This window comes from Mesorhizobium sp. WSM4976 (assembly GCF_029625685.1).
GTDB lineage: Bacteria > Pseudomonadota > Alphaproteobacteria > Rhizobiales > Rhizobiaceae > Mesorhizobium.
Window position 1 is genome coordinate 132617 of sequence record NZ_JARTVT010000011.1, and the last position, 25911, is coordinate 158527.

A 25911-nucleotide genomic window follows, 5' to 3' on the forward strand; every position below is an offset into this window, starting at 1 on the left:
GCTACTCCGCCGCGCCTTTGAAGGCGCCGGCGCCAGCCTCGAACTGCAGCTTGGCGAGGCGCGCATAGGTGCCGCCCTTGGCGACAAGGCTCTGATGCGTGCCTTCCTCGACGATGCGCCCGCCTTCCATCACGAGGATGCGGTCGGCCTTGAGCACCGTCGCCAGACGGTGCGCGATGACGATGGTCGTGCGGCCGCGCATCAGCCGCTCCAGCGCCCGTTGCACCAGGGTTTCGCTTTCGGCGTCGAGCGCCGAGGTCGCTTCGTCGAGCAGCAGGATCGGCGCGTCGCGCAGGATGGCGCGGGCAATCGCAATGCGCTGGCGCTGGCCGCCCGACAGCGTCACGCCGCGCTCGCCGACCTGGCTGTCATAGCCGTTGCCCAGCCTGACGATGAATTCGTTGGCCAGGGCCGCACTGGCCGCGGCCTCGATCTCGGCGTCGCTGGCGCCCTGCCGGCCGAAGCCGATATTGTCGCGGACGCTTGCCGCGAAGACGGTGACGTCTTGCGGCACGATCGCGATGCGCTGGCGGATGGCGGCCGGATCAGCCTTGCGCAAATCGATGCCGTCGATGGCGACGCAGCCGCTCTCGGGATCGTAGAAGCGCAGGATCAGCGAGAAGACGGTGCTTTTGCCGGCGCCCGAAGGCCCGACGATCGCCACCGTCTCGCCGGGCTTCACCTGGAAGCTCAGGCCGTGCACGGCGGCGCGGTCCGGCCGTGCCGGATAGGAAAAGGAGACGTCGTCGAAGCTGATCGCGCCCTTGGCGGTGGCCGGCAAGGCAACAGGATCGACCGGCCGCTGGATCGTTGGCGTCTCGGCCAGGATCTCCGTCAGCCGCTCGGCGGCGCCGGCGGCCTGCGACAGTTCGCTCCAGACCTCCGACAGCGCGCCGAGCGCGCCGGCGGCGAACACCGAATAAAGCAGGAACTGGCTGAGCGTGCCGGGCGATAGCGTGCCGGCAAGCACGTCGCGCGAGCCGAACCACAGCACCGCCACAACCGAGGAAAAAATCATGAAGATGGCGAAGAAGGTCAGGAACGAGCGCGCGAACACCGAGGCCCGTGCTGCTTCGAAGGCGGCGTCGACGGCGTCCGCAAAACGGCCGGTAACCAGCTTCTCGTTGGTGAAGGCCTGCAGCGTGCGAACGGCGCTGATCTGCTCGCTGGCATAGGCGGTGGCTTCGGCAAGCGTATCCTGCGCTAGCCGGGACTTGCGGCGCACCGAACGGCCGAAGGCGACCAGCGGCAGCACGATCACCGGAATGGCCGCGATCACCAGTCCGGAAAGCTTTGGGCTGGTGACGACCATCATCGCCACCGCGCCGAGGCCGAGGATGAGGTTGCGTAGCGCGACGGATGCGGTGGCGCCGACGGCCGACTTCACCTGCGTGGTGTCGGCGGCCAGCCGCGATACGATCTCACCCGAATGCGCGCGATCGAAAAAGGCGGACGACAGCGTCGTGACATGGGAGAAAACGTCGCGGCGGATGTCGGCCACGACCCGCTCGCCAAGCGTGATGACGAAATAATAGCGGCTGGCCGAAGCCGCGGCGAGCAGCGCCGCCATCGCCACCAGGGCCGCGAAATATTCGGCGATCAAGGTGGAGCCCGATGCCTGGAAGCCATGGTCGATCATGCGCCGCACGGCCATCGGCAAGGCGAGCGTGGTCATCGCCGCCACGATCAGCGAGATGATGGAGCCGACCGCCAGTTTCCGGTAGCGCGTGATATAGGGGAAAAGGTTTCTCAGCGGCCGGACCGAGCGCCTGCGCTGGTCTCCACTGGCACCGATATCCGCCATGAGCATTTCCTCTGGCCGCTGGTCAATACCGCGCTTCAATATGCGCTCGCCGCGGCCTTGTGATTCAATTCCGGCTGATGTATAGGCTCGCCGACCGTTTTAGAAGCCGTGGCTTTTCATTAGCTGCGGCTTCGAGTTTTAAAAAGGGGCGCATCGACGCAGGCCTTTGGCCCGTCACCGGCGCCGGCAAGCCAGGACATAAGACAATGAAGGCCGATATCCATCCCGACTACCACACCATCAAGGTCGTCATGACCGACGGCACCGAATATCTGACCCGCTCGACCTGGGGCAAGGAAGGCGACACGATGAACCTCGACATCGACCCGACCACGCACCCGGCCTGGACCGGCGGCCAGCAGACCCTGCTCGACCGCGGCGGCCGCCTGTCGAAGTTCAAGAAGCGTTTCGAGGGTTTCGGCCTCTAAGCCGGATACACCAGCAGATTTTGAAAACCCGCCTTCGAGGCGGGTTTTTTGTTGGCTGCGCCTTCCCCTACCTCCCCCTTGTGGGGCGGTAGGACCGAAGGTCCGGGTGGGGGACTTGCCCCGCCCCCTCCCCGCAGCTGCGCAGTGACACTCCCCACAAGGGGGAGGGTGGGCTTCCTACCCGCCCACCAACTCCCTCAGCGCCATGCGCTTGTAGACCTCAACCAGCCTGTCGCCCTCCTCCCGGTCGACCGAGATCGCCAGTCGCACGGCCGCCTCGCCCATCTGCCAGACGAGGAATGCCGTCGTCTCCAACTCGACCGGATCGGCATCGGGCCTCAGCCGCTTCAGCACCGCGACCAAAAATTGGGCATTGGCGCGGCTGTCGGCGAGCTCGAGGTCGCGTAGCGCCTTGTCGGCCTGCGTGCCGGACCAGACGTCGCGTATCACCGGCTCGGCCAAGAACAGCTGGTAGTAGATGTCGACCAGTTCCGAGAACGCGCTCTTGAAACCATCTGCGTCACCGACGTCCTTCAGCGCCGCCGAAATGCAGGCCTGGCTTTCCGCCGTGTAGCGCTCGGCCAGCGCCCAGACGATCGCCCGCTTGTCCGGAAAGAACTGATAGAGCGAGCCGATCGACACCCCTGCCCGTTCCGCAACCTCGCCCATGCGCATCGCATCGCTGCCCTGCTCGGCAATCAGCGCCGAGGCGGCGGCAAGCATGCGCTCGACCCGCTCCCGGCTGCGCTGCTGCGTTGGCGCTCGCCGAGGTGAAGCGATAGCGGCCTGGTCCAGCTTGGCGGCAGTTCTCTCATCCATGGCTCTCTCCGGACGATTTTCCGAAACCGGCTTGACTCGCAAAATACGAGGATTTATCACGTTTTGCAATGTGAGGATTACTCATATTTCGAACGAAACTTGGCCTCTGGAGCAACTGAGATGATGAAACTTCTTCCCACCCTCACCTTCATCGCCGCGGTCGGCTCCGGCGTCGTCGGCGGCGTGTTCTTCGCTTTTTCCAATTTCGTCATGGCAGCACTTGCCCGTCTGCCGGTCCCGAGCGGCATCGCGGCGATGAATTCGATCAACGTCACGGTGATCACGCCGACCTTCATGACGGCGCTCTTCGGCACCGGCCTCATCTGCCTGGTGTTGATAGCCGCCGTGTTCTTCAGCTGGAGCCAGTCCGGCTCATACTGGCTGCTTGCCGGTGCCGTGATCTATTTCGTCGGCAACCCCATCGTGACCATGGTCTTCAACGTGCCGCTCAACGATGCTTTAGCCGCCGTCGATCCTGTCAGCGCCAACGGCGCCGCCGTGTGGGCAAACCATCTGAGCCAATGGGTGATGTGGAACCACGTCCGCACCGTCACCGCCATCATGGCGATGGCCTGCTTCATCATGACGCTGATTTGAGGGTAAGCAGCAGGCGAATGCAAAAGACCTCGCCTCAGGCGGGGTCGGCCTTCTTGTGGGTTTTGCGGTCAGCATGGCCGAGATCCCGATCCGGATCGATGACGTCGCGGACCAGCTGCTTCAGCTTCGCCGCATCCGGAAAGCCGCCGTCGCGCTTACGGTCCCAAATCAGCTGATCGTTGCAGGAAATGGTGAAGATGCCGCCGGTGCCCGGCACCAGCACCACCTCGCCGAGATCGGTGCCGAAGGTGGAAAGCAGCTCCTGCGCCATCCAGCCGGCACGCAGCAGCCACTGGCATTGCGTGCAGTAGGTGATGCGGATGAGGGGCAGCGGCTTCTCGCTCATATCGGATCGCGTCGCCGGTCAGGCCGCGCTGAGCTTGGCCATCGTCTCCTCGTCGACCTCGAAATTGGCGTACACGCTCTGCACGTCGTCGTCGTCCTCGAGGGTAGCGACCAGCTTCATCAGCGACTGCGCCCGCTCTTCGTCGACCGGGACGTTGTTCTGCGGCCGCCAGATCGGCTTCACCGATTCCGCCTCGCCAAGCGCGGCTTCGAGCGACTTCGACACTTCACCGAGATTTTCGAAGCTGCAATAGATGGTGTGACCTTCCTCATCGGACTCGACATCGTCGGCGCCGGCCTCGATCGCGGCTTCCATCACCTTGTCGGCGCTGCCGGCCGAGGCCGGGTAATAGATCTCGCCGACACGGTTCCACATGAAGGACACCGAGCCGGTTTCGCCGAGCGCTCCGCCGGCCTTGGTGAAGGCGGCGCGCACATTGGAGGCGGAGCGGTTGCGGTTGTCGGTCAGCGCCTCGACGATCAGCGCCACGCCGCCCGGGCCGTAGCCTTCGTAGCGCACGGCCTCGTAGTTCTCGCCGTCGCCCGCGGACGCCTTGTTGATGGCGCGCTGGATGTTGTCCTTCGGCATCGACACGGCCTTGGCGTTTTGCACCGCAAGGCGCAGGCGCGGATTCATCGCCGGGTCCGGCGTGCCGGTCTTGGCGGCGACAGTGATTTCGCGCGCCAGCTTGGAAAACATTTTCGACCGCACCGCGTCCTGGCGGCCCTTGCGGTGCATGATGTTCTTAAACTGCGAATGGCCAGCCATGGCACCCCTGTCGTGTTCGGCTAGAGCATTGCGGAGCGAAATGAGATCACCTCGCCATCCGCAAAATGCTCGAATTCAAATTTTCAGAACGCTCCAAGCATGTCTGCGAAGGCACACGGCGCTCTCTGTCGGAATGGCCGGCTTATAGATAAATCGGCTCAATTCGTCCAGACGGACCGTTATGGCTGGGCTGAGGCGCCGGCTTCGCCGCACAAACTCACCCCTCGAGGTCTGACCTGAGCTTGTCGAGAATGCTGATCGCGTGGCCGGCATACTGGCTGATCCATCGGTCGTGGATCTGCTTGATCGGCAGCGCGTTGAGATGGTTCCAGCGCTCGCGCCCCTCGCGCTTCGCCACCACCAGATCGGCCTCCTCCAGCACTTTCAGATGCATCATCACCGTGCAACGGTCCATGTCCGGGAAAGCCTCGCACAGCATGCCGGTGGTCTGCGGCCGATCCTTCAGACGATCCAGCAATTCGCGACGGCGCGGATGCGCCAAGGCCTTGAAAACATGGTCGTCCGCAGTTTGGCTTGACATGTTATATTTCTATAACATATCGTTTTAGGCAGCAAGGAAGGAACTGTGGATATGTCCCTTGGATTCAGGGTTTCCGGGCGCATCGGCAAACCGGTCGCCGAGGTCTTCGACGCCGTCGTCAACCCGACGAAACTCAGCGGTTATTTTACGACGCTTGGTGGCGCCTCGGCGCCGCTGGCCGCCGGCACTACGGTCACATGGTGGAAGACCGTGCCCGTCGAGGTCGACGAAGTGGTTCCCAACAAGCGCATCGTGCTGCGCTGGGATGGCAGCGGCCCCGGCGTAGTGCCAGCTTACAAGACCACGGTCGAAATGAGCTTCGAAGCCCTGGATGACGGCGGCACCTTCGTCACCATTGCCGAAAGCGGATGGCGCGAGGACGAGGCCGGCCGCAAATCATCCTACGGCAATTGCGAGGGCTGGTCGCAGATGCTGTCTTGCATGAAGGCTTACGTCGAGTATGGCATCAACCTGCGCGAAGGGTTCTACCCCAGCGAAATGCGCGGTGAACTGCCGACATCGGAAACCAAATGATCCTGCGCCGGGAGCGACAGCCCACGCTGCCGGCCACGTTGCGATCATCAATGGCCGCCGCCCGACCCCTGCTTCTTGCGATTCCGCGCCAGCATGTTGAGGCCCTCGACCAGCGCCGAGAAGCCCATCGCGGCGTAGATGTAGCCCTTCGGCACGTGATAGCCCATGCCGTCGGCGATCAGCGTCATGCCGATCATCAACAGGAAGCCCAGCGCCAGCATGACGATTGAGGGGTTCCTGGCGATGAAATTGGCCAGCGGCGTCGCCGCCAGCATCATCACGCTCACCGCCACGATCACCGCGATATACATGATGGCGATCTCGTCGGTCATGCCGACGGCGGTGATGATGGAATCGATCGAGAAGACGAGGTCGAGCAGCAGGATCTGAAAGATGGCGCCGGCAAGGCTCATCTGCAAAGTACCCACCATCGTGTCCTGGTGATCCTGCGGGTCGACCGTGTGATGGATTTCCTTGGTCGCCTTCCAGACCAGGAACAGGCCGCCGGCGATCAGGATCAGGTCTCGCCAGGAAAAGCCGTGGCCGAAGGCGGTGAACACCGGCGTCGTCAGCTGCACTATGATCGAGATCGTGGCGAGCAGGATGAGGCGCATCACCAGCGCCGCCGAGATGCCCAGCCGGCGGGCGCGGGCGCGCTGCGCTTCCGGCAGCTTGTTGGTCAGGATCGAGATGAAGATCAGATTGTCGATGCCGAGCACGATCTCGAGCACCACCAGCGTCAAAAGCGCGACCCAAGCGGTCGGGTCGGAAACAAAGTGAAAATGCGGCGCCAAGAACTCGATGAGCTGCATGAAGGTCGTCCCCTCTACGATCTAGAGCAGTTTTCGCGGGTTTCGTGGCCAGTTAGGTACTGACCTTGGCTATATCAATGTCAGGACCAGAAAGACGGCGCCGTTTCTTCCAACCGAGGCCCGCGACGAAACGGCGCGATTTTCTCGGCAAGCCCGGTGCGGTCGGAAATATCGACACCGACCCCGCAGAGAGTCGCCGGTCCAGTCGCCGCTTCGAAGCGGCCTTTCGGCACCTTGGAAAGAAACCGATTGAGCGGCTCTTCCTTGTCCATGCCAAGCGAGGAATCGTAATCGCCGCACATGCCGGCATCCGAGATATAGGCGGTGCCGCCATTGAGGATCTGATGATCGGCGGTCGGCTGGTGCGTATGCGTTCCGACGACAAGGCTGGCGCGACCGTCGACGAAATGCGCGAAGCACATTTTCTCCGAGGTCGCCTCGGCATGGAAATCGACGATCGCCGCATCGGCCTGCTCGCCGAGCGGGCAGGCGGCAAGCTCCCGCTCGCCGGCCTGGAACGGATCGTCCAGCTCCGGGTGCATGAAGACGCGGCCCATGATGTTGGCGACCAGCACGCGCGCGCCGTTGCGGGCGATGTAGACGCCAGAGCCGCGCCCCGGCGTACCCTTCGGAAAATTGGAGGGCCGCAGGAAACGCTCCTCGCGCGGCGCGAAGATCAGCGCGTCGCGCTGGTCCCAGACATGGTTGCCGGTGGTGACCACATCCGCGCCCGCCGCGAGCGTCTCGCGAAAGATCTCTTCGGTGATGCCGAAGCCACCGGCGGCGTTCTCGCCATTGACGATGACGAAATCGAGCCTGAAGTCGGAAATCAGCCCCGGCAGCTGTTCCCACACCGCCGTGCGCCCTGTTTTGCCAACCATGTCGCCGAGAAAGAGAAGTCTCATACGATCCTATGTCGAAAGTCCGCCAAGCAAAAGCTGCATGACTCTCCGCAAAAGATCATGCGTTTTTCAAACGCATTTCTACAATTCCGGCGTGAACCGGCGCAACCCGCTCTCGGTCAGTATTTCCGGAATGATGACGTCATGGTTCTCTTCCGGCACCCGCCCGACTTCCTGGCAGTCGAAGGCGATGCCGATCAGCCTGGGCGCAATGCCCTTTTCGGCCAGTTTGGCGATCGCGCGGTCGTAATAGCCGGCGCCGTAGCCGATACGGTGGCCGCGGGCGTCGAAGGCGGCGAGCGGCACCAGCATCAACGTCGGGTCGAGCACTTCCGCCTCTTCATGCGGGCCGACCGTGCCGAAGCCCATCTCGACCATCGGCGCGCCGCGCACCAGCTCGCGAAAGACCATCGTGGTCTTGTCGAGGATCGCCGGCAGGCACAGCCTGGCGCCCTTCTCGCGCAGCGCGAACATCAGCGGCCGCACATCGACCTCCGAGCGCATCGGCCAGAAGCCGGAGACGATCCCGCCCGGCTCGAAGTCGATTTTCTCCTTCGCCGTCTCCGCCATTTCGAGCGCAATCTCGACGCGCCAGAATTCGTCGAGCGCATCGCGGCGCGCCAGCGCTTCCTTGCGAAGCTGTTTTTTCAGGTCTTTGGACGAGGTCATGCGCGAACGGTAGAAAGGGTCGGAACTGTATGGAGTCTTAGGAACGACGTCTTCTAGCGTAATTCCAGGAAAGTGCGCAGCACTATTCCGTCCGCGATTGCGTCGAGCAGGAGCAAGTCTTCCGAAATCGGCTACGCTATGCACGCATTTTCTGTGACTGGCGTGATTGATCGGACGGAGGCTTGATTGCCAGGTGGTTCCCCCAATCCGTCGCTGCTTCGCAGCGCCACCTTTCCCCCCTCCGGAGGGAAAGGAAGGGAGCCTTGCTGGAAAGGCTTGGCGCCTTTCCTCTACCCCGTCGATCGGGGGAGAGGTGGCTCGGCGAAGCCGAGACGGAGTGGGGTCGACCAGCGCTACTTGGACAATGCATGCGCGAAGCTGCCATGCACGCCATCGCCAAAGGCCAGCCGAAATCGGTAAAGTGACGATCCACACAACCGGTGGAGAGGTCGATCCCGGGTGCCTACAAAGTAGGTGGGCGCCGTGTGAGAAAACCCACGGGTCTTCCCAGGGACAGCTCCCTAAGGATCGATAAGGCCCCGGGGATAAGTTTCTCCTGCCGGGAAGCGCAGACCGCCGAAAGCAAATATAGGCCGATGGCTAGCCCAGCGCCAGTGAAACGGACACAGGCACCGACGATATTCGCATCCGCGATATCTCGGCCTTGCGCGCTCCAGGCCACCTCCTTACGGTCGCCGCAAACTTGCCAGGAGAAAAAATGCGTTTCGAAGGCACAGCGGCCTATGTCGCCGACAAGGATCTGATGGTCGCGGTCAACGCCGCGATCGCGCTGGAGCGGCCGTTGCTCGTCAAGGGCGAGCCCGGCACCGGCAAGACCGAGCTCGCCCGCCAGGTGGCGTCGGCGCTCGGGCTCGAATTCATCGAATGGCACGTCAAGTCGACCACCAAGGCGCAGCAGGGGCTCTACGAATATGACGCGGTGTCGCGGCTGCGCGACAGCCAGCTCGGCGACGAGCGCTTCAACGACATCGCCAACTATATCAAGCGCGGCAAGCTGTGGGACGCCTTCGCGGCGCAAAAGAAGGTCGTGCTTTTGATCGACGAGATCGACAAGGCCGACATCGAATTCCCCAACGACCTCCTGCAGGAGCTCGACCGGATGGAGTTCTTCGTCTACGAGACCGGCGAGACGATCCGCGCCGAGTTCCGGCCCATCGTCATCATCACCTCGAACAATGAGAAGGAACTGCCCGACGCCTTCCTGCGCCGCTGCTTCTTCCACTACATCCGCTTTCCCGATATCGACACGCTGCACCGCATCGTCGAGGTGCATTATCCCGGCATCAAGCAGAACCTGGTGCGGGCGGCCCTCACCCAATTCTACGAAATCCGTGAGGTGCCGGGCCTGAAGAAGAAGCCCTCGACTTCCGAGGCGCTCGATTGGATCCGCCTGCTGGTCGCCGACGACATCGCGCCCGAGGACTTGCGCGCCGACCCGAAGAACATGTTGCCGAAACTGCACGGCGCGCTGCTGAAGAACGAGCAGGACGTGCACCTGTTCGAGCGCCTGGCCTTCATGGCCAGGCGGCAGGGTTAAGCCGGCAGCAATAGCGCTTTCCCGTCCGTGGACCGTTGCCGGCGCGTGCCGGCTGCCGCAGCTTCGAGCCAGAATGCTGGAGGAAAAAATGTCCGAGATCACCATCCGCCCCCTCGCGCAGTCCGATCACGCCGACTGGCGCCGGTTGTGGACGGCCTATCTCACCTTCTATGAAACCAAGCTGCCGGAAGAGGTCTACGCCATCACCTGGAAGCGGCTGCTCACCGACGGCGAGTTCGAGCCGAAAGGTTTTATCGCCACGCTCGACGGCAAGGCCGTCGGCCTGACCCACTACCTCTATCATCGCTCCTGCTGGTCTTTGGTCAACAACTGCTACCTGCAGGACCTGTTCGCCGACCCGGAAGTACGCGGCAAGGGCGTGGGCGCGGCGCTGATCAAAGCCGTGCAGGACGAGGCCGGCAAGATCGGTGTGAAGAACGTCTACTGGATGACGCACGAGACCAACGCCACGGCGCGCCGGCTCTATGATCGCGTAGCAAGGCGGACAGGCTTCATCGAATACGATCTGCTATAAGGGATTGATGTTCATCCCCTTCTTCCTCGAACTGAAGGCCGCGCGGGTTCCCGTTTCGCTCAGGGAATATCTGTCGCTGCTGGAAGGGCTTGAGGCCGGTCTGGTCGATTATGACGTCGAGGCTTTCTACTACCTCGCGCGCTCGGCGCTGGTGAAGGACGAGCGCCATATCGACCGTTTCGACCAGGTCTTCGCTCATGTCTTCAAGGGCGTCGAGGCGCTGGGCGGCCCGGATGCCCTCGACGTCGCCAACATCCCCGAGGAATGGCTCCGCCGGCTGGCCGAAAAACACCTGACCGAGGAGGAAAAGAAGCTGGTCGAGGCGCTGGGCGGCTTCGACAAGCTGATGGAAACCTTGAAGCAGCGGCTCGAGGAACAGAAAGGCCGGCACCAGGGCGGCTCGAAATGGATCGGCACCGGCGGCACCTCGCCCTTCGGCGCCTATGGCTACAACCCGGAAGGGGTGCGCATCGGCCAGCATGAGAGCCGCCATCGCCGCGCGGTGAAGGTCTGGGACAAGCGCGAATTCAAGAATTTCGACGACACCGTCGAGCTCGGCACCCGCAACATCAAGGTGGCGCTGAAGCGGCTGCGCCGCTGGGTGCGGGAAGGCGCAGAGGAGGAGTTCGACCTGCCCGGCACCATCCACGCCACCGCCGAGCACGGCTATCTCGACGTCAAGACCCGTCCCGAGCGGCGCAATGCGGTGAAGCTCTTGATGTTCTTCGATGTCGGCGGCTCGATGGACGACCACATCCGCGTCGTCGAGGAGCTGTTCTCGGCCGCGCGCGCCGAGTTCCGCCAGCTCGAATATGTCTACTTCCACAATTGCCTCTATGAGCGCGTCTGGAAGGACAATCGCCGCCGGCTTGCCGAGGTGATCCCGACCTTCGACCTCATCCACAAATACGGGCCTGACTACAAGGTGATCGTCGTCGGCGACGCCTCGATGAGCCCTTATGAGATCGCCCATCCGGGCGGCTCGGTGGAGCATTGGAACCCGGAGGCCGGAAGTGTGTGGCTCGCGCGCCTGCTGCAGCAATGGCCGAACGCGATATGGCTCAATCCCGAAGCCGAGAAGAACTGGCGCTACACCCACTCGATCGCCATGATCAGCGACATCTTCGGCGGCCGTATGTTCCCGCTGACACTGGCCGGGCTCGAAGCGGCAACCAGGCAGCTGTCGCGCAAGCACTGATCTGGTGGGTACAACGTTGAAACTCAGGTCAGGCCGTCGGAGTCGAAGACGGGCGCGAAGCGACCAAAATGGTGGCATCCGAGAACCGGAGCGGAGCGTACTTAAAGTACGTAAGCACCGGAAGCGCAGGATGCTGGCATTTGCAGACCGGCCTCACCTGAATATATCTGTAACAAACGCCTGTCTTCCGACGAATACCCGTTGCAAGCAACAACGAGCCGCCAAGGCCGAGGAGATTTCATGGACACCCACGCCTATCCCGTCACCCGCACCGATGCCGAGTGGCGCGCCCGGCTGACGCCGGAGCAGTATGCCGTCATGCGCAACCACGGCACCGAGCGCCCGGGCAGTTGCGCCCTGCTCTATGAAAAGCGCGCCGGCACTTTCTTTTGCGTCGGCTGTGACCAGCCGCTGTTCGAGTCCAAGCTGAAGTTCGAGAGCGGCACCGGCTGGCCGAGCTTCAACGATCCGGTGCCGGGCTCGATCGAGACCACCGTCGACCGCAGCTACGGCATGGTCCGCACCGAATGCCATTGCTCGCGCTGCGGCAGCCATCTCGGCCATGTCTTCGAGGACGGCCCGCCGCCGACCGGCCTGCGCTATTGCATCAACGGCGTGGCGCTGCGCTTCGAGCCGGCGGCTTGATCGGTCGGAAATGACTTCCCAAAGGACGGCTTCGGCCGTCCTTTTTCGTATGGAGCAATTCCAGGAAAAGTTTTCCGCCCGGAATTGCTCCGAAGAAGATCCTCAAACCACGACTGTCGCGATCAGCCAGAACGCCGAACCAAGCATCATCAACCGCGCCTTCAAGCCGCCGCGCTTCTCCGCCGTCCGCCAGACGGCGATGGTCAGGAAGATGTTGTATGTAACGGGCAGGAAATGCACCACCAGCACCAGCCAGAGCGGCAGCTTCAACCCGAGCAGGATCAGCGCCAGCACCGAAGAAGCGACGTTCAAGATCGTGCCGACCAGCAGCATGTCGCGCCAGAACAGCCGGTCGAGCGGCGCTTCACCCCTCCAGCGCGTACGGAAAAAGTCCGTCATCGCCTGCGACCTATTTCTGTCCCAGGACGTCAGTCACGGCTTCTTCGAAGCGCGAGCACTCCGTCACCAGCCAGTCGGTCATGGCCGGCCAGTTGTCCTCGGCATAGCAGTTCACATGCCAAAGTGAATTGATGCCGAGACCTGGCGCGCTCTGCTCAGGCCTGAGCTTCAGCCTCGCCTCGATCGCCGGCCGGAACGGGTTCAGCCGAGACCAGGATTCCGTGGCGCCGAACTTCTCGTTGCGACCGAAGAAGACACCAACATGGTTCTGCGCCGGCGCGACATACATCGAAAGGACAAAGGCGAAATCCGGCAGCCCGCGCTGCCAAAACCAAGGCCCGCGTCGCGCCAGCGTGACTCTTTCTTCCGGGTGCCGTTCGGCGAACAGCGCCCAGAAGCCGCGATGGCGGAACTCCGAGGCGCGGCGGCCGCCGAAGTCGAATTCGGTCATGACCGGCTCCCGGCCATGAGGCTCACACCATGCCGAGAGCGGCCTTGTAGAGATCGAGGATGGACTCCTCTTCCTGGCGCTCCGCCTGGTCCTTCTTGCGCAGCCGAACGATGGTGCGGATCGCCTTGGTGTCGAAGCCCGTGCCCTTGGCTTCGGCATAGACATCCTTGATGTCGTCGGAGATCGTCTTCTTCTCTTCCTCGAGCCGCTCGATGCGCTCGATGATGGTGCGCAGCTGGCCGGCGGCTACAGTCTGGCTGGTCTCGGTGATTTCGTCGGCCATTTTTCTCTCCGCGTCTTCTGGAGCCATGGCGATTCCCACCACGGCGAATTGGAGCGGGTTCCCTGCCCGAGCGGGCGCGGCGGGTCAAGACACTTGTCGAGCGGCTGTGGACGGCTGTTGTCAGTCGCCCTGAGGCATCACGCTTCAACCGTCATTTGAAAGCGATCAGCAGATCCTTGGCATCGATCTGGTCGCCGGCCTTGACCAGCACCTCGGCGATCTCGCCGTCGCGTTCGGCATGCAGCGCGGTTTCCATTTTCATCGCCTCGATCGACAAGAGCACGTCGCCTGCCTTGACCGCCTGTCCAGGCGCCACGGCAAGCGTCGACACCACGCCCGGCATCGGCGCGCCGACATGGCCCTCATTGCCGGGCTCGGCCTTGCGGCGCACCTTGGCGGCGGAAGCGCCATGCGCCCGGTCCGGCACCTTGACGCGGCGCGGCTGGCCGTTGAGTTCGAAGAAGACCGTGACCATGCCCTTGTCATCGACATCGCCGAACGCCTGGCAGCGAACCACCAGGGTCTTGCCTTTCTCGATGTCGAGGAAGATCTCGTCTTCCGACTTCATGCCGTAGAAATAGGTCGGCGTCGGCAGCACGCTCACCGGCCCGTAGGTCTCCTGCGCGGCGGCGAAGTCGGTGAACACCTTCGGATACATCAGCCAGGAAGCGAACTCATACTCCGAGAGCTTGCGCTCGAGCTTGGTCTCGATATCCTTGCGGCTGGCCTTGAGGTCGGCCGGCTTCAACAGCGAGCCGGGCCTGACAGTGATCGACTTCTCGCCCTTCAGCGCCTTCTTCTGCAGCGCCGGGGGCCAGCCGCCGGGCGACTGGCCGAGGTCGCCGCGCAGCATCGACACGACCGAATCCGGGAAGGCGATGTCCTTGGCCGGGTTCTCGACATCGGCGACGGTGAGATCCTGGCTTACCATCATCAGCGCCATGTCGCCGACGACCTTTGAGGAAGGCGTCACCTTGACGATGTCGCCGAACATCAGGTTGACGTCGTGATAGGCCTGCGCCACCTCGTGCCAGCGAGTCTCGAGGCCAAGCGAGCGGGCTTGCTCCTTGAGGTTGGTGAACTGGCCGCCCGGCATCTCGTGCAGATAGACTTCCGAGGCCGGCCCCTTGAGATCGCTCTCGAAGGCGGCGTACTGGTTGCGCACCGCCTCCCAGTAGAACGAGATGTGACGGATCCATTGCGGGTCGAAACCGGGATCGCGCTCGGTACCCTTCAGCGCCTCGACGATCGAGCCGAGGCAGGGCTGAGAGGTGTTGCCGGAGAAGGAATCCATCGCCGCGTCGACCGCGTCGACGCCGCTCTCCACCGCCGCCAGCACCGTCGCCGCCGAGAGGCCCGATGTGTCATGCGTGTGGAAATGGATCGGCAGGTCGGTCGCCTCGCGCAGCGCCTTGAACAGCACGCGCGCCGCGGCCGGTTTCAACAATCCGGCCATGTCCTTGACGGCGATGATGTGGGCGCCGGCCGCTTCCAGTTCCTTGGCCAGTCCGACATAGTATTTGAGGTCGTATTTCGCGCGGGCCGGATCGAGAATGTCGCCGGTATAGCACATCGCCGCTTCGACCAGCTTGCCTTCGGCGCCGACCGCGTCCATGGCGACGCGCATGTTCTCCACCCAGTTCAGGCAGTCGAAGACGCGGAACAGGTCGACGCCGCCGCTCGCTGCCTGCTTGACGAAATGCTGGACGACATTGTCGGGATAGTTGGTGTAGCCGACGCCGTTGGCGCCGCGCAAAAGCATCTGCAGCAGAAGATTGGGCGCAGCCGCGCGCACCTTGCTCAGCCGCTCCCACGGATCCTCGGTGAGGAAGCGCATGGCGACGTCAAAGGTGGCTCCGCCCCAGCATTCCAGCGACAAGAGCTGCGGCAATGCCCGCGCATAGGTGCCGGCGATGCCGACGATGTCATAGGTGCGCATCCGCGTGGCGAGCAGCGACTGATGGCCGTCGCGCATCGTCGTGTCGGTGACCAGCACCTGGCGCTGCTCCCGCATCCAGGCCGCGAATTTCTCCGGGCCGAGCGCATCGAGCCTCTGCTTGCTGCCGTCCGGGATATGGCCGTTGAGATAGGGCACCACGGGCGCGGCCGCATTCGCCTTCGGCATCGGCCGGCCGCGCGTCTCGGGATGGCCGTTGACACTGACATCGGCCAGATAGTTCAGCAGCTTGGTGGCGCGATCCTGCCGCTTCACCTGCTCGAACAGTTCCGGCGTCGTGTCGATGAACTTGGTTGTGTAGGAATTGTCGGCGAAGCGAGGGTGATTGATGATCGCCTCGAGGAAGGTGAGGTTGGTGGCGACGCCCCGGATGCGGAACTCCCGCAAGGCCCGGTTCATGCGCGAAATCGCCTCGCCGGGCGTCGGCGCCCAGGCCGTCACCTTCTCGAGCAGCGGATCGTAGAACCGGGTGATGACCGCGCCCGAATAGGCGGTGCCGCCGTCGAGCCGGATGCCGAAGCCGGCCGCCTCGCGGTAGGCGGTGATGCGGCCATAGTCGGGAATGAAATTCTGTTCCGGATCCTCGGTGGTGATGCGGCACTGCAGCGCATGGCCGTTGAGCCTGATGTCCTTCTGCGCCGGCACGCCCGATTCCTTCGTGCCGATGGCGAAACCGTCGAGGATATGGATCTGCGCCTTGACGATGTCGATGCCGGTCACCTGCTCGGTGACGGTGTGCTCGACCTGGATGCGCGGATTGACCTCGATGAAGTAGAATTTGCCGGTGTCGGCGTCTTGCAGGAACTCGACCGTTCCGGCGCCGATATAGCTGGTCTCGCGTGCGATCTTGAGCGCGTAGCCACAGAGCTCCTGGCGCAGTTCCTCGCTGAGATAGGGCGCCGGCGCGCGCTCCACGACCTTCTGGTTGCGGCGCTGGATCGAGCAGTCGCGCTCGAAGAGGTGCACCGCGTTCCCGTGTATATCGCCCAGCACCTGGACCTCGACATGGCGAGCACGCTCGATCAGCTTTTCGAGATAGACCTCGTCCTTGCCAAAGGCGGCCTTGGCCTCGCGCTTGCCTTCCATCACATCGCGCGCAAGGTCGACTTCGGATCGGATGGCGCGCATGCCGCGGCCCCCGCCGCCCCATGAGGCTTTGAGCATCACCGGATAACCGATCTGCGCGGCGAGCTTCTTGACCTCGTCCATGTCATCGGGAAGCGGATCGGTTGCCGGCACGACGGGCACGCCGACCTCGATCGCGAGGTTACGCGCGGCGACCTTGTTGCCCAGCCGGCGCATCGTTTCCGGCTTCGGGCCGATGAAGGTGATGCCGGCGCCGGCGCAGGCTTCGGCGAACTCCGGGCTTTCCGACAGCAGGCCGTAACCGGGGTGGATGGCATCGGCGCCCGACAGCCTGGCGACCCGGATCACCTCCTCGATGGACAGGTAGCTCTCGATCGGGCCCATGTCCTTGGCGAGATGCGGCCCGCGTCCGACCTGGTAGCTTTCATCGGCCTTGAAGCGGTGCAGCGAATACTTGTCCTCCTCCGCCCAGATCGCCACGGTTTTGAGGCCGAGCTCATTGGCCGCGCGGAACACGCGGATGGCGATTTCGGACCGGTTGGCGACGAGGATCTTCGTGATTGCCAAGGACTGGGCTCCAGCAGCGTAAGGGAGATGAACCGGCGCAATGATTAGCGTGAAAATGCTGCAGTGCAAACGAATTTGCGCGACACCTAAAACGATTTAAATCGTTTGTTTGCGGCAAGCGCTCCGTTGTTGTTCAGTCCCCTGCCCGCAGGGCGCCGCGAGAGCGCATTTCGGGGCGCCGGGGCGGAGCTTCCGGCTGCCACGGCCGCGCAGACAAAAAATGCCCGGCGCGAGCGCCGGGCATCCATTCCAAGTCGGCTTCTATTTGCCGGCTTATTTCTCGAAGTAGCTGTACTTGCCGTCGTCACCCTTCTTCCATTCGTAGATGACATAGTCGGGACGGGTGATGTCGCCCTTGGCGTCGTAGCCGATCTCGCCGATGGCCGTCTTCCACGGACCGCCGGACTTGATGATCTCGGCAACCTTCTGCGCATCGTCAGCCGAGCCGGCCTTGGCGATGGCCTGCGAGATGATCTGCACGGCGGCGTAGGAGTAGAGCGTGTAAGCCTCCGGCTCGAAGCCGGCGGCACGGAACTTCTCCACCACTTCCTTGGCGGCCGGATTCTTGCGCGGATCCGGAGCGAAGGTGTTGAGCGTGCCGGCAACCGCGTCACCAGCGATCGAAGCCAGTTCGTTGGAGACGATGCCGTCGCCCGAGAACAGCGGCGCCTTCAGGCCCTGGTCGGCCGACTGACGGATGATCAGGCCGGCTTCCGTGTGCAGGCCGCCCCAGTAGATCAGGGTGACGTTGTTTTCCTTCATCTTGGCGATGAGGGCCGAGAAGTCCTTGTCGCCGACATTCACGCCTTCATACATCACTTCCTTGATGCCGTTGGCGTTGAGGTTCTTCTTGGTCTCATCCGCGAGGCCCTGGCCGTAAGGCGTCTTGTCGTGGATGATTGCGATCTTGGCATCCTTGAAGTTCTTGGCGATGTAGTCGCCCGCAACCTTGCCCTGCTGGTCGTCGCGACCGCAGGTACGGAAGGTGTTCCACAGGCCACGCTCGGTGAGCTTCGGATTGGTCGCGGCCGGGGTCATGACGAGGATGCCGTTCTCGGCATAGACTTCCGACGCGGGGATGGTCACGCCCGAGTTGAAGTGGCCGTCGACGAACTTGACGCCGTCGGCGACGAACTTGTTGGCGACCGAGATGCCCTGCTTGGGATCGGAGACGTCGTCGCCGATCTCGAGCTTGAGCTGCTGGCCATTGATGCCGCCCGCCGCGTTGATGTCGGCGACAGCCTGTTCCGCGCCCTTCTGCAGCTGTGCGCCGAAGGCGGCGTTCGGGCCGGTGATCGGACCGGCGACGCCGATCAGGATGTCGGCCCACGCGCTGCCGCTGAACGCGATGAACGCGGTCAGCGCAACGGCGGACAAGAGTGATTTTTTCATTGAAACGCTCCCATTTACGGAGTGGGCGTGGATGATACTTTCATGCGATGCCCACCCTTATCGCAGAAAGCATAGAATGCCGATTTTCAGGCACTTGTCACGCCGATTCGTCCTCGAAGCGTCGCAATGGTCAACGTCAACCTTTCGGCTTCCAGCTTAACAAGGAAGCTCTTTCGTAGAGCCAGTTATACTGTGTGACCATTTGGTTGGTGCGCGTGTATTGATAGCCCAGGAAGCCAAGGATCATCAGCACGATGGTGTCGACGATGTAGTAATGCAGCGAGAACATCGTGCCGTCGAACAGCGCATGATGGATGAACCGGATGCCGATACCGAGACCGAGCATGTAGAAGAACAGCTGAACGTGGCTGCTCCAGGTCTGAGCCGCCGCCTTGCCCGTCATCCATGCCGCCCAGCCGCCAAGCAGGCAGGTGACGAAGAGGAACTGCCAGATCGAGGCTTCTTCGTAGATAATACCTTGCATGATGAAGACCTCTTCTTAGTGATGACCGCCTTCGAGATAGGCGGCGCGCACTTCCGGATTGGCGAGCAGCTCCTTGCCGCTGCCGCTCATCGTCACATTGCCGTTGACCATGACATAGCCGCGGTCGGCGAGCTTCAGGGCGCCGAAGGCATTCTGCTCGACGAGGAACACGGTCAGCCCCTGCGTCTTGTTGAGCTCGCGGATGGCATCGAAGATCTGCTTGACGATCAGCGGCGCGAGACCAAGCGACGGCTCGTCGAGCAGCAAGAGCTTCGGCCGCGCCATCAAAGCGCGACCGATCGACAGCATCTGCTGCTCGCCGCCCGATAGCGTGCCGCCGCGCTGGCCGATGCGCTCCTTCAGCCGCGGGAATAGCGTGAACACCTTCTCGACGTCCTCGTCGTAATGCCTGAGATTGTCGAGGCTGGCGCCCATCTGCAGATTTTCCATCACCGTCATGCGCGGGAAGATGCGTCTGCCTTCAGGGGATTGCGCGATGCGCAGCCGCGCGATCTCATGCGTCGGCATCTTGGTGATCTCGGTGCCGGCGAAGGTGATGGTGCCGGCGCGGGCGCGTGGTGCCCCGAAGATCGTCATCATCAACGTCGACTTGCCGGCGCCGTTGGCGCCGATCAGCGCCACGATCTCACCCTGGTTGACGCTGACATCGACGCCGTTCAGCGCCCGGATGTTGCCGTAGTAGGTCTCGACGCCCTTGATGTCGAGCAGCGTTGTGCCGGCCATTATTTGCGCCCTCCAGGCTTGCCCGCTGTGGGCTTGGCCGCTGTTTCCTTACCCTTCGAAGCGCTGCCGGCTTTCGCGGCTGAAGCCTTGGGGGCCGGCTTTTTAGGCGACGCTTTCGCTGCGCTGGATTTCGCGGCCGGCTTGGCTGCCGATTGGGGCTTGCTGCCGATTGACGCGGCGCGGGCATCGACCTGCGCCGCTTTCGACGCCCCCTTGGACACGGTGACCCGCTCGCCCTCGTCGGCATGTTCGACACTGTCGGAAACCGGCCCCGCCATCATCGAAGCGGAGTTGCCCGGGCCATGCGCGGAGTCGGGACCCGTATCGAGCTGCTCGATGACATCCTCGTCGCCGACTTCGGTCAGCACCGTCTCGACCTCTTCGTCATCGACGCCGAGATAGGCGGCGATGACGCGCGGATCGGTGCGGACCGATTGCGGATTGCCGTCGGAAATCTTGCGGCCGTATTCGAGCACCACGACATGATCGGAAATCTGCATGACAACCGACATGTCGTGCTCGATGAGCAGGATGGACGTGCCGGTGTTGTTCTTGATGTCCATCAGCAGGTCGTTGAGCGCCGCCGATTCCTTCGGGTTGAGGCCGGCTGCCGGCTCGTCCAGGCACAACAGCTCCGGCCCCGTGCACATGGCGCGCGCGATTTCCAGGCGTCGCTGCGCGCCATAGGGCAGATCGCCGGCCGGATCGTCGGCGCGATCGACGAGGTCGGCCTTTTCCAGCCAGTGCCTGGCGAGCTCGATCGATTCGGCCGATGCCTGGCGATAGCTCGGGAAGCCGAACAAGCCGAGGAAGGTATAACCCGAGGCCTTCATCAGCTTATTGTGCTGCGCGACCAGAAGGTTCTCCAAGAGCGTCATGCCGGAGAACAGGCGGATGTTCTGGAAAGTGCGCGCCACGTTGGCGCGCGCCGGAATCTCGTGATTGGGCAGGCGCTCGAGCAGATAGGTCGAGCCGTCACGTTTGTTGAGCGTGATCATGCCTTCGGTAGGCTTGTAGAAACCGGTGATGCAGTTGAACACCGTTGTCTTGCCGGCGCCGTTGGGACCGATCAGCGCGGTGATCTCGCCGCGCTTGGCCTGGAATGACAGATCGCCGATGGCGACCAGGCCGCCGAACTTCATCGAAAGATGGTCGACCTGCAGGATGACGTTATTCATGGAAGCTTCCGCGTTCATCAGCCGTGGCCCTCCTTCGTGAAGGAGGCTGAGACCGCTCTTCGCTCCTTGAGGAAAGCTGTCGGCTCGCGGCTGCCGACGAAACCGCGCGGCTTCCACAGCATGACGATCACCATGGCCATGCCGAACAAAAGCATGCGATAGAGTTCCGGCGTGAAATCAGGGCCGAACACCGCCTTGAGGAAGTCGAGCTCGCGCAGGATCTCGGTGCCGCCGATCATCACCAGCGCCGCCACCGCAATGCCCCCGAGCGAGCCCATGCCGCCGAGCACGACGATAGCAAGGATGATCGCCGATTCCAGGAAGACGAAGGATTCGGGGCTGACGAAGCCCTGCCTTGCAGCAAAGAACGAGCCGGCGAAACCGCCGAACATGGCGCCCGTGGCGAACGCCGTCAGCTTGGTGGTGGTGGTGTTGATGCCGAGAGAGCGGCAGGCGATCTCGTCTTCGCGCAACGCTTCCCAGGCGCGTCCCACCGGCAGGCGGCGAAGCCTTATGGTGACGAAGGCGGTGAGCAGGCAGAGCGCCAGGGCGAGATAGTAGAGAAAGATCTTGTAGTAGGCTCCCGATTGGGCAATGTGCAGAACCTTGGCGATGTAGTTAGGGTCCGAGACGTTGAACGACATCAACCCGAAGAAAGAGACCTTCGGAATGCCCGAGATACCGGCCGAGCCGTTGGTCACCTCGCGCCAGTTGATAAGCACAAGACGGATGATCTCGCCGAAGGCAAGGGTCACGATGGCCAGATAATCGCCGCGCAACCTCAGAACCGGGAAGCCGAGCATGACGCCCCAGAAAGCCGCCATGCAGCCGGCGGCCGGCAACAGGATCCAGAACGACAGGCCGAAATGCGTGCCGAGCAGCGCGTAGGCATAGGCGCCCACGGCATAGAAGGCGACGTAGCCCAGATCAAGCAGACCCGCCAGCCCAACCACGATGTTGAGGCCCCAGGCCAGCATCACATAGATCAGGATCTGGATGCCGAAATTGTCGACCCACTTCAGCGACCCCTGGAAGCCGAACAGAAGGACCATCGCCACGGGATACAGGAGCAGGATGACTAGACCGATCCTGTTGAAGTTCTGCTTGATGAAGCCCGGCTGGGCGACGACCGCCGGTGCCGCGCCCTTCTCGGCCTTCGACCGCTCCATCGCCGGGACCGCGTAAGCGACATAGAGGAACCGGCCGACGGTAACGGCAATGACGACGATGGCCAGCAGCAACCAACGCTGCACCAGGATGAGCTCGTTGCTGATGTTCTGGTCGGTCCTGAGGCCGATGAACAGCACGAACAGGCCAAGCGAGATGGCGCCTGCATAGAACGCTTCGCGAAAAGCACGCTGGACGGGAGTAGCGACGGTGTCGCGCTCCGATGACACGGTAGCGGCCATGAGGATCAGACCTTTTCGACTTCAGGCCGGCCGAGGATGCCGGAGGGCAGGAAGATCAGCACGATCGCCAGGATCGAGAACGCGGCGACGTCCTTGTAGTCGATCGAGAAATAGGCCGACCACATGCTTTCGATGAAGCCGATCAAGAGCCCGCCTAGCACCGCGCCGGGCAGCGAGCCGATGCCGCCGAGCACGGCCGCCGTGAAGGCCTTCACGCCCGGCACGAAGCCGTCCGAGAACACCACGACGCCGTAATACATCAGGAACAGCGTGCCCGCGACGGCGGCAAGGGCGGCGCCCATGATAAAGGTGATGGAGATGGTGCGGTCGACGTCGATGCCGAGCAGCGCCGCCATCTTGCGATCCTGCTCACAGGCGCGCTGGGCGCGGCCGAGCGCAGTCCTGTTGACCAGGTACCAGAAGACCGCGAGCAGCGCGATGGTTACGATCACGATGATGATCTGCTTCAGCGAGATGCTGATGCCGTCGATCGTATAGACCTGGCTGACCAGCGGCGGGATCGGCTTGTTGCGCGGACCCTGCGTGACCTGCACGAAGTTGGAGAGCGCGATCGACATGCCGATGGCGGTGATCAGAGGCGCCAGCCGGAACGAACCGCGCAGCGGCCGGTAGGCCACCTTCTCGATCGTCCAGTTGTAGAGGCTGGTCAGAAGCATCGCCACGATCATCATGATCAGAAGCGCCACCACGACCGGCACCGAATAGAACAATGCGCCGAGGATGAGGAAGACGATGAGCGCGGTGAAGGCGCCGACCATGAAAATGTCGCCATGGGCGAAATTGATCATGCCGATGATGCCGTAGACCATCGTGTAGCCGATCGCGATCAGCCCATAGATAGATCCCAGCGTCAGCCCATTGATAAGCTGCTGGACGAAGTACTGCATATTTATGCGGCTCCCCTGGAATGTCGCCCGTTTCCGGATCGCACTCCTTTTCGTATTTCCCCTAGTCGTAAAGTTTCGAGCCCGGATTGCAACGTGATTTTTCAATCGCTCTGCGTGGTTTGGAAGCACGCCGTCCGATTGCCCGCTTTTTCGCACCCGACCCCTGGACTATCGCGGACCCTAGCATTGGCACAACGCAATGTCTTTGACGATTCAACCTTATGATGGGCCTCTCGTCGAAGAAATCGGCGTCAAAATAAGTTGATGAGGAGAATCCTTGCGTCAACCGAAGCACTCCGTTTCCCGCCATCGCACCTTCCGCTGGGTCAGGATTCAGTCATCTGTGACGGGCATGTGACGATGCGGCGCCCTTCGGCCAGGGCGCCGCGCCACAACAGGAAACGTCGAAGCGACGTCTCAGTAAGCAGAGCCTCCTTCTCCATGGAGACTGTGCTTTTCAGTGCCTTTGAGCGGCGGATTGAAGACGCTCACCAGCACCATGTCGCCGGCACCGTCGGCGCGCAGGAAATGGTCGTCATGGGCATCGAGCACGTAGACGGTGCCCGGCTCGACGCGGTGGACGGTGCCGGTCATGTCCTCGACCTCGCCGCTGCCGGAGATGCAGTAGCAGGCCTCCAGGTGCCGCCGGTACTGCAGTCGCGATTCGCTGCCGGCGCGCACCACCGTGTGACATATGGTGAAGCCCATGCCGTCCTGCTGTGTCAGCAGCCGATGGCTGGTGCCGTTGCCCCAATCGACGAAGAAGTCAGTTTTTTCTACATCGGCCAATTGTCTGGTGAACATTGTTGTCTTTCCACGAAACCAGGATTGAGAAGCGGCAGTGCGCCTCGAATTCGGCAGCAGGCATCGACTTTTTGGTCCCGCCCGGTTAGATTTTGCGCCGCCATCCAGATCAATGACGCAGGTTGCGCCGTGCTTCAAATGACGGATTTTGGCTTCTTCTGTTAGAGAATTTTACAGATGGATTATCTGCCGCTGAATGCGATCCGAGCCTTCGAGGCGACCGCTCGCCATCTCAGTTTCTCCGCCGCCGGCGAGGAACTGCATGTCACCCACCCTGCCATCAGCCATCAGATAAGGCGCTTGGAGGAATGGCTAGGCGCCGCATTGTTCCATCGCGACGCCCGCAAGGTGCGCCTGACGGAAGCCGGGCTGATCCTGCAGGCATCCTCGAGCGCGGCGCTGACGGAGTTGGGCGCGACCTGCCGCCGTATTCGCAGAAACGCCGCCCAGGCATCGCTGTCGGTGGGTTGCATTCCCTCGATCGCCAGCCGCTGGCTGGTGCCGCGCCTATCGGATTTCACGGCGCGCCATCCCGAGATCGCGATCCGTGTGGCCTACGCCAAGGCCGAGGATCGGCTGGAGGACGAGAACGACATCCTGATCACCCTCGGCGCCGATCCCTCGCCGCATGTCACGAGCCTCAAGCTGTTTTCCCGCATAAGCCGGCCTGCCTGCAGTCCGCACTATCTTGCGCGCAAGGGGCGGCTGGAAACGGCGGCGGCCATCGCGGCGGCGGACCTGTTGCACGACGAGACGCGCCAGGGCTGGCAGGAATGGCTTTCCAAGGCCGGGGTCGAAGGGCGCGATGTCGGGAGCGGCCCAGTGTTTGCCGATTTCAACATACTGGCGACCGCGGTCATCGCCGGGCACGGCGTGGCATTATGCCCGGTCGAGGTTTTTCGCGAAGAGCTCAGGCGCGGCGATCTCGTGGTCCTCTCCGATATTTCGACCGACGACGACAAGGGATATTTCCTGACGATGTCGGCGCAGCCCTCGTCTGCCGAGGCCAAGTTCGCCGAATGGTTCCGCGATCAGGTTTCGGTCAAAGCCGAGGCCTGACCGCAAGGCGGTTGGATAGTCTGCTGACGATCACGTCACGATGAAGCCATGCGCGAACGGATCGCGGTCGTCGATGAAGATGGTGTTGAGCCCGGTCATCCGTGCCCAGCCACCGATCGAGGGAATGATCGCCGGCTTGCCCGCCACGCTGACCTCTTTTTCGACCCTGCCCTTGAACAGCGAGCCGATGATCGATTCGTGGACAAAACTGTTGCCTTCCTTGAGCTTGCCCTTGGCATGAAGCTGCGCCATGCGCGCCGAGGTACCGGTGCCGCAGGGCGAGCGGTCGATCGCCTTGTCGCCATAGAAGACGGCGTTGCGCGCATCGGCCTCCGCGTTCCTCGGCTTGCCCGTCCACAGCATGTGCGAGAGCCGGTTGATGCCGGGATTCTCCGGATGCACGAAGGAATATTTCTCATTGAGGCGCTGGCGCACGACCGGGCTCCAGGCGATGAGGTCGCCCGCCGTATAGTCGGCCATGTCCCGGTAGTTCTTCTGCGGCTCGACGATGGCGTAGAAATTGCCGCCATAGGCGACGTCGACGCTGATCTCGCCGAGCACCGGACACTCGACGGTGAGGCCTTCGGCATAGAGGAAGGACGGCACATTGGTGATGCGCACCTCCTCGACATATTCGCCAACCTGCTTGTATTCGGCAATGACGAGGCCGGCCGGCGTATCGAGCCTGAGCACGCCCGGCGTCTTCGGCTTCACCAGCCCGTGCTCGATCGCCATGGTAACCGTGCCGATGGTGCCGTGACCGCACATCGGCAGGCAGCCCGATGTCTCGATGAACAGGATTGCGATGTCGCAATCCTCGCGCGTCGGCGGGTAGAGGATCGAGCCCGACATCACGTCATGGCCGCGCGGCTCGAACATCAGGCCGGTGCGGATCCAGTCATATTCGGCGAGGAAATGCGCCCGCCGCTCCATCATCGTCGAGCCCTCGAGCAACGGCCCGCCGCCGGCGACAAGACGCACCGGATTGCCGCAGGTGTGGCCGTCGATGCAGAAGAAGGATTTCTTGGCCATGG

27 protein-coding genes, 1 other RNA gene and 1 pseudogene are annotated in these 25911 nt (G+C 62.8%); 8 read left to right on the top strand and 21 right to left on the bottom strand.

Going from position 1 to position 25911, the window contains the following annotated elements; genetic code table 11:
* Window position 1: 1 nt before the first annotated feature.
* Window positions 2–1804 carry an ABC transporter transmembrane domain-containing protein gene (locus P9272_RS15465; protein ID WP_278161183.1) on the bottom strand — a complete coding sequence of 601 codons (1803 nt, stop codon included), beginning with the start codon at window positions 1802–1804 and terminating at the stop codon, window positions 2–4.
* A gap of 206 nt (window positions 1805–2010) precedes the next feature.
* Here P9272_RS15465 and rpmE point away from each other — a divergent pair, with 206 nt between their 5' ends.
* A complete protein-coding gene (gene rpmE / locus P9272_RS15470) occupies window positions 2011–2232 on the top strand; it encodes a 50S ribosomal protein L31 (RefSeq protein WP_040974396.1) in 222 nt (73 codons plus the stop codon).
* 177 nt (window positions 2233–2409) lie between these two features.
* Here rpmE and P9272_RS15475 read toward each other — a convergent pair whose 3' ends face one another.
* Window positions 2410–3051, bottom strand: coding sequence for a TetR/AcrR family transcriptional regulator (locus P9272_RS15475; RefSeq protein WP_278161184.1), 642 nt, complete (start codon window positions 3049–3051; stop codon window positions 2410–2412).
* 120 nt (window positions 3052–3171) lie between these two features.
* On the opposite strand from P9272_RS15475, the gene P9272_RS15480 reads away from it, so the two are divergent.
* Window positions 3172–3648: an anthrone oxygenase family protein gene (locus P9272_RS15480; RefSeq protein WP_128258734.1), complete on the top strand. Its 477-nt coding sequence runs from the start codon at window positions 3172–3174 to the stop codon at window positions 3646–3648.
* A gap of 34 nt (window positions 3649–3682) precedes the next feature.
* Here P9272_RS15480 and P9272_RS15485 read toward each other — a convergent pair whose 3' ends face one another.
* The 3 genes from P9272_RS15485 to P9272_RS15495 form a co-directional block, all read right to left on the bottom strand.
* On the bottom strand, window positions 3683–3994 hold the full coding sequence (locus tag P9272_RS15485) for a SelT/SelW/SelH family protein (protein WP_278161185.1): 312 nt from the start codon (window positions 3992–3994) through the stop codon (window positions 3683–3685).
* Window positions 3995–4012: 18 nt separating this feature from the next.
* Complete coding sequence (locus tag P9272_RS15490; RefSeq protein WP_128258732.1) at window positions 4013–4762, bottom strand: YebC/PmpR family DNA-binding transcriptional regulator; 750 nt, start codon at window positions 4760–4762, stop codon at window positions 4013–4015.
* 217 nt (window positions 4763–4979) lie between these two features.
* On the bottom strand, window positions 4980–5303 hold the full coding sequence (locus P9272_RS15495) for a helix-turn-helix domain-containing protein (RefSeq protein WP_278161187.1): 324 nt from the start codon (window positions 5301–5303) through the stop codon (window positions 4980–4982).
* Between the two features lie 51 nt (window positions 5304–5354).
* On the opposite strand from P9272_RS15495, the gene P9272_RS15500 reads away from it, so the two are divergent.
* Window positions 5355–5837 (top strand): SRPBCC domain-containing protein, encoded by a 483-nt coding sequence (locus P9272_RS15500; RefSeq protein WP_278161188.1) that lies wholly within the window; start codon window positions 5355–5357, stop codon window positions 5835–5837.
* 47 nt (window positions 5838–5884) lie between these two features.
* Here P9272_RS15500 and P9272_RS15505 read toward each other — a convergent pair whose 3' ends face one another.
* The 4 genes from P9272_RS15505 to ssrS all read right to left on the bottom strand — a co-directional run bounded on the left by P9272_RS15505 (window position 5885) and on the right by ssrS (window position 8798).
* Complete coding sequence (locus P9272_RS15505) at window positions 5885–6649, bottom strand: TerC family protein (RefSeq protein ID WP_128258729.1); 765 nt, start codon at window positions 6647–6649, stop codon at window positions 5885–5887.
* Between the two features lie 80 nt (window positions 6650–6729).
* On the bottom strand, window positions 6730–7554 hold the full coding sequence (locus P9272_RS15510; RefSeq protein ID WP_112129722.1) for a YmdB family metallophosphoesterase: 825 nt from the start codon (window positions 7552–7554) through the stop codon (window positions 6730–6732).
* A gap of 78 nt (window positions 7555–7632) precedes the next feature.
* The gene (locus P9272_RS15515; RefSeq protein ID WP_278161190.1) at window positions 7633–8220 is read right to left on the bottom strand and encodes a 5-formyltetrahydrofolate cyclo-ligase; all 588 of its coding nucleotides are present in this window, start codon (window positions 8218–8220) and stop codon (window positions 7633–7635) included.
* Between the two features lie 422 nt (window positions 8221–8642).
* A non-coding RNA gene (gene ssrS, locus P9272_RS15520) (6S RNA) lies at window positions 8643–8798 on the bottom strand.
* Window positions 8799–8938: 140 nt separating this feature from the next.
* On the opposite strand from ssrS, the gene P9272_RS15525 reads away from it, so the two are divergent.
* From P9272_RS15525 to msrB, 4 genes are all read left to right on the top strand, one after another.
* On the top strand, window positions 8939–9778 hold the full coding sequence (locus P9272_RS15525; RefSeq protein WP_278161191.1) for a MoxR family ATPase: 840 nt from the start codon (window positions 8939–8941) through the stop codon (window positions 9776–9778).
* A gap of 88 nt (window positions 9779–9866) precedes the next feature.
* Window positions 9867–10313, top strand: a complete 447-nt coding sequence (locus P9272_RS15530; protein WP_278161192.1) for a GNAT family N-acetyltransferase — start codon at window positions 9867–9869, stop codon at window positions 10311–10313.
* Window positions 10314–10320: 7 nt separating this feature from the next.
* Window positions 10321–11511, top strand: a complete 1191-nt coding sequence (locus P9272_RS15535; RefSeq protein WP_278161193.1) for a VWA domain-containing protein — start codon at window positions 10321–10323, stop codon at window positions 11509–11511.
* A 240-nt stretch (window positions 11512–11751) separates the two neighbouring features.
* Complete coding sequence (msrB, locus tag P9272_RS15540) at window positions 11752–12156, top strand: peptide-methionine (R)-S-oxide reductase MsrB (RefSeq protein ID WP_095809928.1); 405 nt, start codon at window positions 11752–11754, stop codon at window positions 12154–12156.
* A gap of 102 nt (window positions 12157–12258) precedes the next feature.
* On the opposite strand, the gene P9272_RS15545 is transcribed toward msrB, so the two are convergent.
* The 11 genes and pseudogenes from P9272_RS15545 to P9272_RS15595 all read right to left on the bottom strand — a co-directional run bounded on the left by P9272_RS15545 (window position 12259) and on the right by P9272_RS15595 (window position 23818).
* Complete coding sequence (locus P9272_RS15545) at window positions 12259–12555, bottom strand: hypothetical protein (protein WP_128258724.1); 297 nt, start codon at window positions 12553–12555, stop codon at window positions 12259–12261.
* 10 nt (window positions 12556–12565) lie between these two features.
* Window positions 12566–13006: a hypothetical protein gene (locus P9272_RS15550; protein ID WP_278161194.1), complete on the bottom strand. Its 441-nt coding sequence runs from the start codon at window positions 13004–13006 to the stop codon at window positions 12566–12568.
* A gap of 22 nt (window positions 13007–13028) precedes the next feature.
* Window positions 13029–13289: a DUF2312 domain-containing protein gene (locus P9272_RS15555; protein WP_040991643.1), complete on the bottom strand. Its 261-nt coding sequence runs from the start codon at window positions 13287–13289 to the stop codon at window positions 13029–13031.
* 151 nt (window positions 13290–13440) lie between these two features.
* Window positions 13441–16899 (bottom strand): pyruvate carboxylase, encoded by a 3459-nt coding sequence (gene pyc / locus P9272_RS15560; protein ID WP_278161196.1) that lies wholly within the window; start codon window positions 16897–16899, stop codon window positions 13441–13443.
* Window positions 16900–17172: 273 nt separating this feature from the next.
* Window positions 17173–18291: a branched-chain amino acid ABC transporter substrate-binding protein gene (locus P9272_RS15565; protein ID WP_128259486.1), complete on the bottom strand. Its 1119-nt coding sequence runs from the start codon at window positions 18289–18291 to the stop codon at window positions 17173–17175.
* Between the two features lie 136 nt (window positions 18292–18427).
* The gene (locus P9272_RS15570; RefSeq protein WP_128259487.1) at window positions 18428–18775 is read right to left on the bottom strand and encodes a DUF6867 family protein; all 348 of its coding nucleotides are present in this window, start codon (window positions 18773–18775) and stop codon (window positions 18428–18430) included.
* Between the two features lie 15 nt (window positions 18776–18790).
* Window positions 18791–19519 (bottom strand): ABC transporter ATP-binding protein, encoded by a 729-nt coding sequence (locus P9272_RS15575; RefSeq protein WP_128259488.1) that lies wholly within the window; start codon window positions 19517–19519, stop codon window positions 18791–18793.
* Window positions 19520–19587: 68 nt separating this feature from the next.
* Window positions 19588–20715, bottom strand: a pseudogene (locus tag P9272_RS15580) (ABC transporter ATP-binding protein); the annotation flags it as partial.
* Complete coding sequence (gene livM, locus P9272_RS15585; RefSeq protein WP_128259490.1) at window positions 20715–22106, bottom strand: high-affinity branched-chain amino acid ABC transporter permease LivM; 1392 nt, start codon at window positions 22104–22106, stop codon at window positions 20715–20717. The gene livM and the pseudogene P9272_RS15580, both read right to left, overlap by 1 nt.
* A 5-nt stretch (window positions 22107–22111) precedes the next feature.
* Window positions 22112–23014 carry a branched-chain amino acid ABC transporter permease gene (locus tag P9272_RS15590; RefSeq protein WP_042645691.1) on the bottom strand — a complete coding sequence of 301 codons (903 nt, stop codon included), beginning with the start codon at window positions 23012–23014 and terminating at the stop codon, window positions 22112–22114.
* Between the two features lie 417 nt (window positions 23015–23431).
* Window positions 23432–23818, bottom strand: a complete 387-nt coding sequence (locus P9272_RS15595) for an ectoine synthase (RefSeq protein WP_128259491.1) — start codon at window positions 23816–23818, stop codon at window positions 23432–23434.
* Between the two features lie 177 nt (window positions 23819–23995).
* Here P9272_RS15595 and P9272_RS15600 point away from each other — a divergent pair, with 177 nt between their 5' ends.
* Window positions 23996–24877, top strand: coding sequence for a LysR substrate-binding domain-containing protein (locus P9272_RS15600; protein ID WP_278161197.1), 882 nt, complete (start codon window positions 23996–23998; stop codon window positions 24875–24877).
* A gap of 30 nt (window positions 24878–24907) precedes the next feature.
* Here the strand turns inward: P9272_RS15600 and P9272_RS15605 are convergent, their stop codons facing one another.
* Complete coding sequence (locus tag P9272_RS15605; protein WP_278161198.1) at window positions 24908–25909, bottom strand: 4-hydroxyproline epimerase; 1002 nt, start codon at window positions 25907–25909, stop codon at window positions 24908–24910.
* Window positions 25910–25911 lie beyond the last annotated feature (2 nt).

Coding starts and splice junctions, on each gene's coding strand:
- P9272_RS15465 (WP_278161183.1), bottom strand. CDS start 1,804: ATGGCGGATATCGGTGCCAGTGGAGACCAGCGCAGGCGCTCGGTCCGG.
- rpmE (WP_040974396.1), top strand. CDS start 2,011: ATGAAGGCCGATATCCATCCCGACTACCACACCATCAAGGTCGTCATG.
- P9272_RS15475 (WP_278161184.1), bottom strand. CDS start 3,051: ATGGATGAGAGAACTGCCGCCAAGCTGGACCAGGCCGCTATCGCTTCA.
- P9272_RS15480 (WP_128258734.1), top strand. CDS start 3,172: ATGATGAAACTTCTTCCCACCCTCACCTTCATCGCCGCGGTCGGCTCC.
- P9272_RS15485 (WP_278161185.1), bottom strand. CDS start 3,994: ATGAGCGAGAAGCCGCTGCCCCTCATCCGCATCACCTACTGCACGCAA.
- P9272_RS15490 (WP_128258732.1), bottom strand. CDS start 4,762: ATGGCTGGCCATTCGCAGTTTAAGAACATCATGCACCGCAAGGGCCGC.
- P9272_RS15495 (WP_278161187.1), bottom strand. CDS start 5,303: ATGTCAAGCCAAACTGCGGACGACCATGTTTTCAAGGCCTTGGCGCAT.
- P9272_RS15500 (WP_278161188.1), top strand. CDS start 5,355: ATGTCCCTTGGATTCAGGGTTTCCGGGCGCATCGGCAAACCGGTCGCC.
- P9272_RS15505 (WP_128258729.1), bottom strand. CDS start 6,649: ATGCAGCTCATCGAGTTCTTGGCGCCGCATTTTCACTTTGTTTCCGAC.
- P9272_RS15510 (WP_112129722.1), bottom strand. CDS start 7,554: ATGAGACTTCTCTTTCTCGGCGACATGGTTGGCAAAACAGGGCGCACG.
- P9272_RS15515 (WP_278161190.1), bottom strand. CDS start 8,220: ATGACCTCGTCCAAAGACCTGAAAAAACAGCTTCGCAAGGAAGCGCTG.
- P9272_RS15525 (WP_278161191.1), top strand. CDS start 8,939: ATGCGTTTCGAAGGCACAGCGGCCTATGTCGCCGACAAGGATCTGATG.
- P9272_RS15530 (WP_278161192.1), top strand. CDS start 9,867: ATGTCCGAGATCACCATCCGCCCCCTCGCGCAGTCCGATCACGCCGAC.
- P9272_RS15535 (WP_278161193.1), top strand. CDS start 10,321: ATGTTCATCCCCTTCTTCCTCGAACTGAAGGCCGCGCGGGTTCCCGTT.
- msrB (WP_095809928.1), top strand. CDS start 11,752: ATGGACACCCACGCCTATCCCGTCACCCGCACCGATGCCGAGTGGCGC.
- P9272_RS15545 (WP_128258724.1), bottom strand. CDS start 12,555: ATGACGGACTTTTTCCGTACGCGCTGGAGGGGTGAAGCGCCGCTCGAC.
- P9272_RS15550 (WP_278161194.1), bottom strand. CDS start 13,006: ATGACCGAATTCGACTTCGGCGGCCGCCGCGCCTCGGAGTTCCGCCAT.
- P9272_RS15555 (WP_040991643.1), bottom strand. CDS start 13,289: ATGGCCGACGAAATCACCGAGACCAGCCAGACTGTAGCCGCCGGCCAG.
- P9272_RS15565 (WP_128259486.1), bottom strand. CDS start 18,291: ATGAAAAAATCACTCTTGTCCGCCGTTGCGCTGACCGCGTTCATCGCG.
- P9272_RS15570 (WP_128259487.1), bottom strand. CDS start 18,775: ATGCAAGGTATTATCTACGAAGAAGCCTCGATCTGGCAGTTCCTCTTC.
- P9272_RS15575 (WP_128259488.1), bottom strand. CDS start 19,519: ATGGCCGGCACAACGCTGCTCGACATCAAGGGCGTCGAGACCTACTAC.
- livM (WP_128259490.1), bottom strand. CDS start 22,106: ATGGCCGCTACCGTGTCATCGGAGCGCGACACCGTCGCTACTCCCGTC.
- P9272_RS15590 (WP_042645691.1), bottom strand. CDS start 23,014: ATGCAGTACTTCGTCCAGCAGCTTATCAATGGGCTGACGCTGGGATCT.
- P9272_RS15595 (WP_128259491.1), bottom strand. CDS start 23,818: ATGTTCACCAGACAATTGGCCGATGTAGAAAAAACTGACTTCTTCGTC.
- P9272_RS15600 (WP_278161197.1), top strand. CDS start 23,996: ATGGATTATCTGCCGCTGAATGCGATCCGAGCCTTCGAGGCGACCGCT.
- P9272_RS15605 (WP_278161198.1), bottom strand. CDS start 25,909: ATGGCCAAGAAATCCTTCTTCTGCATCGACGGCCACACCTGCGGCAAT.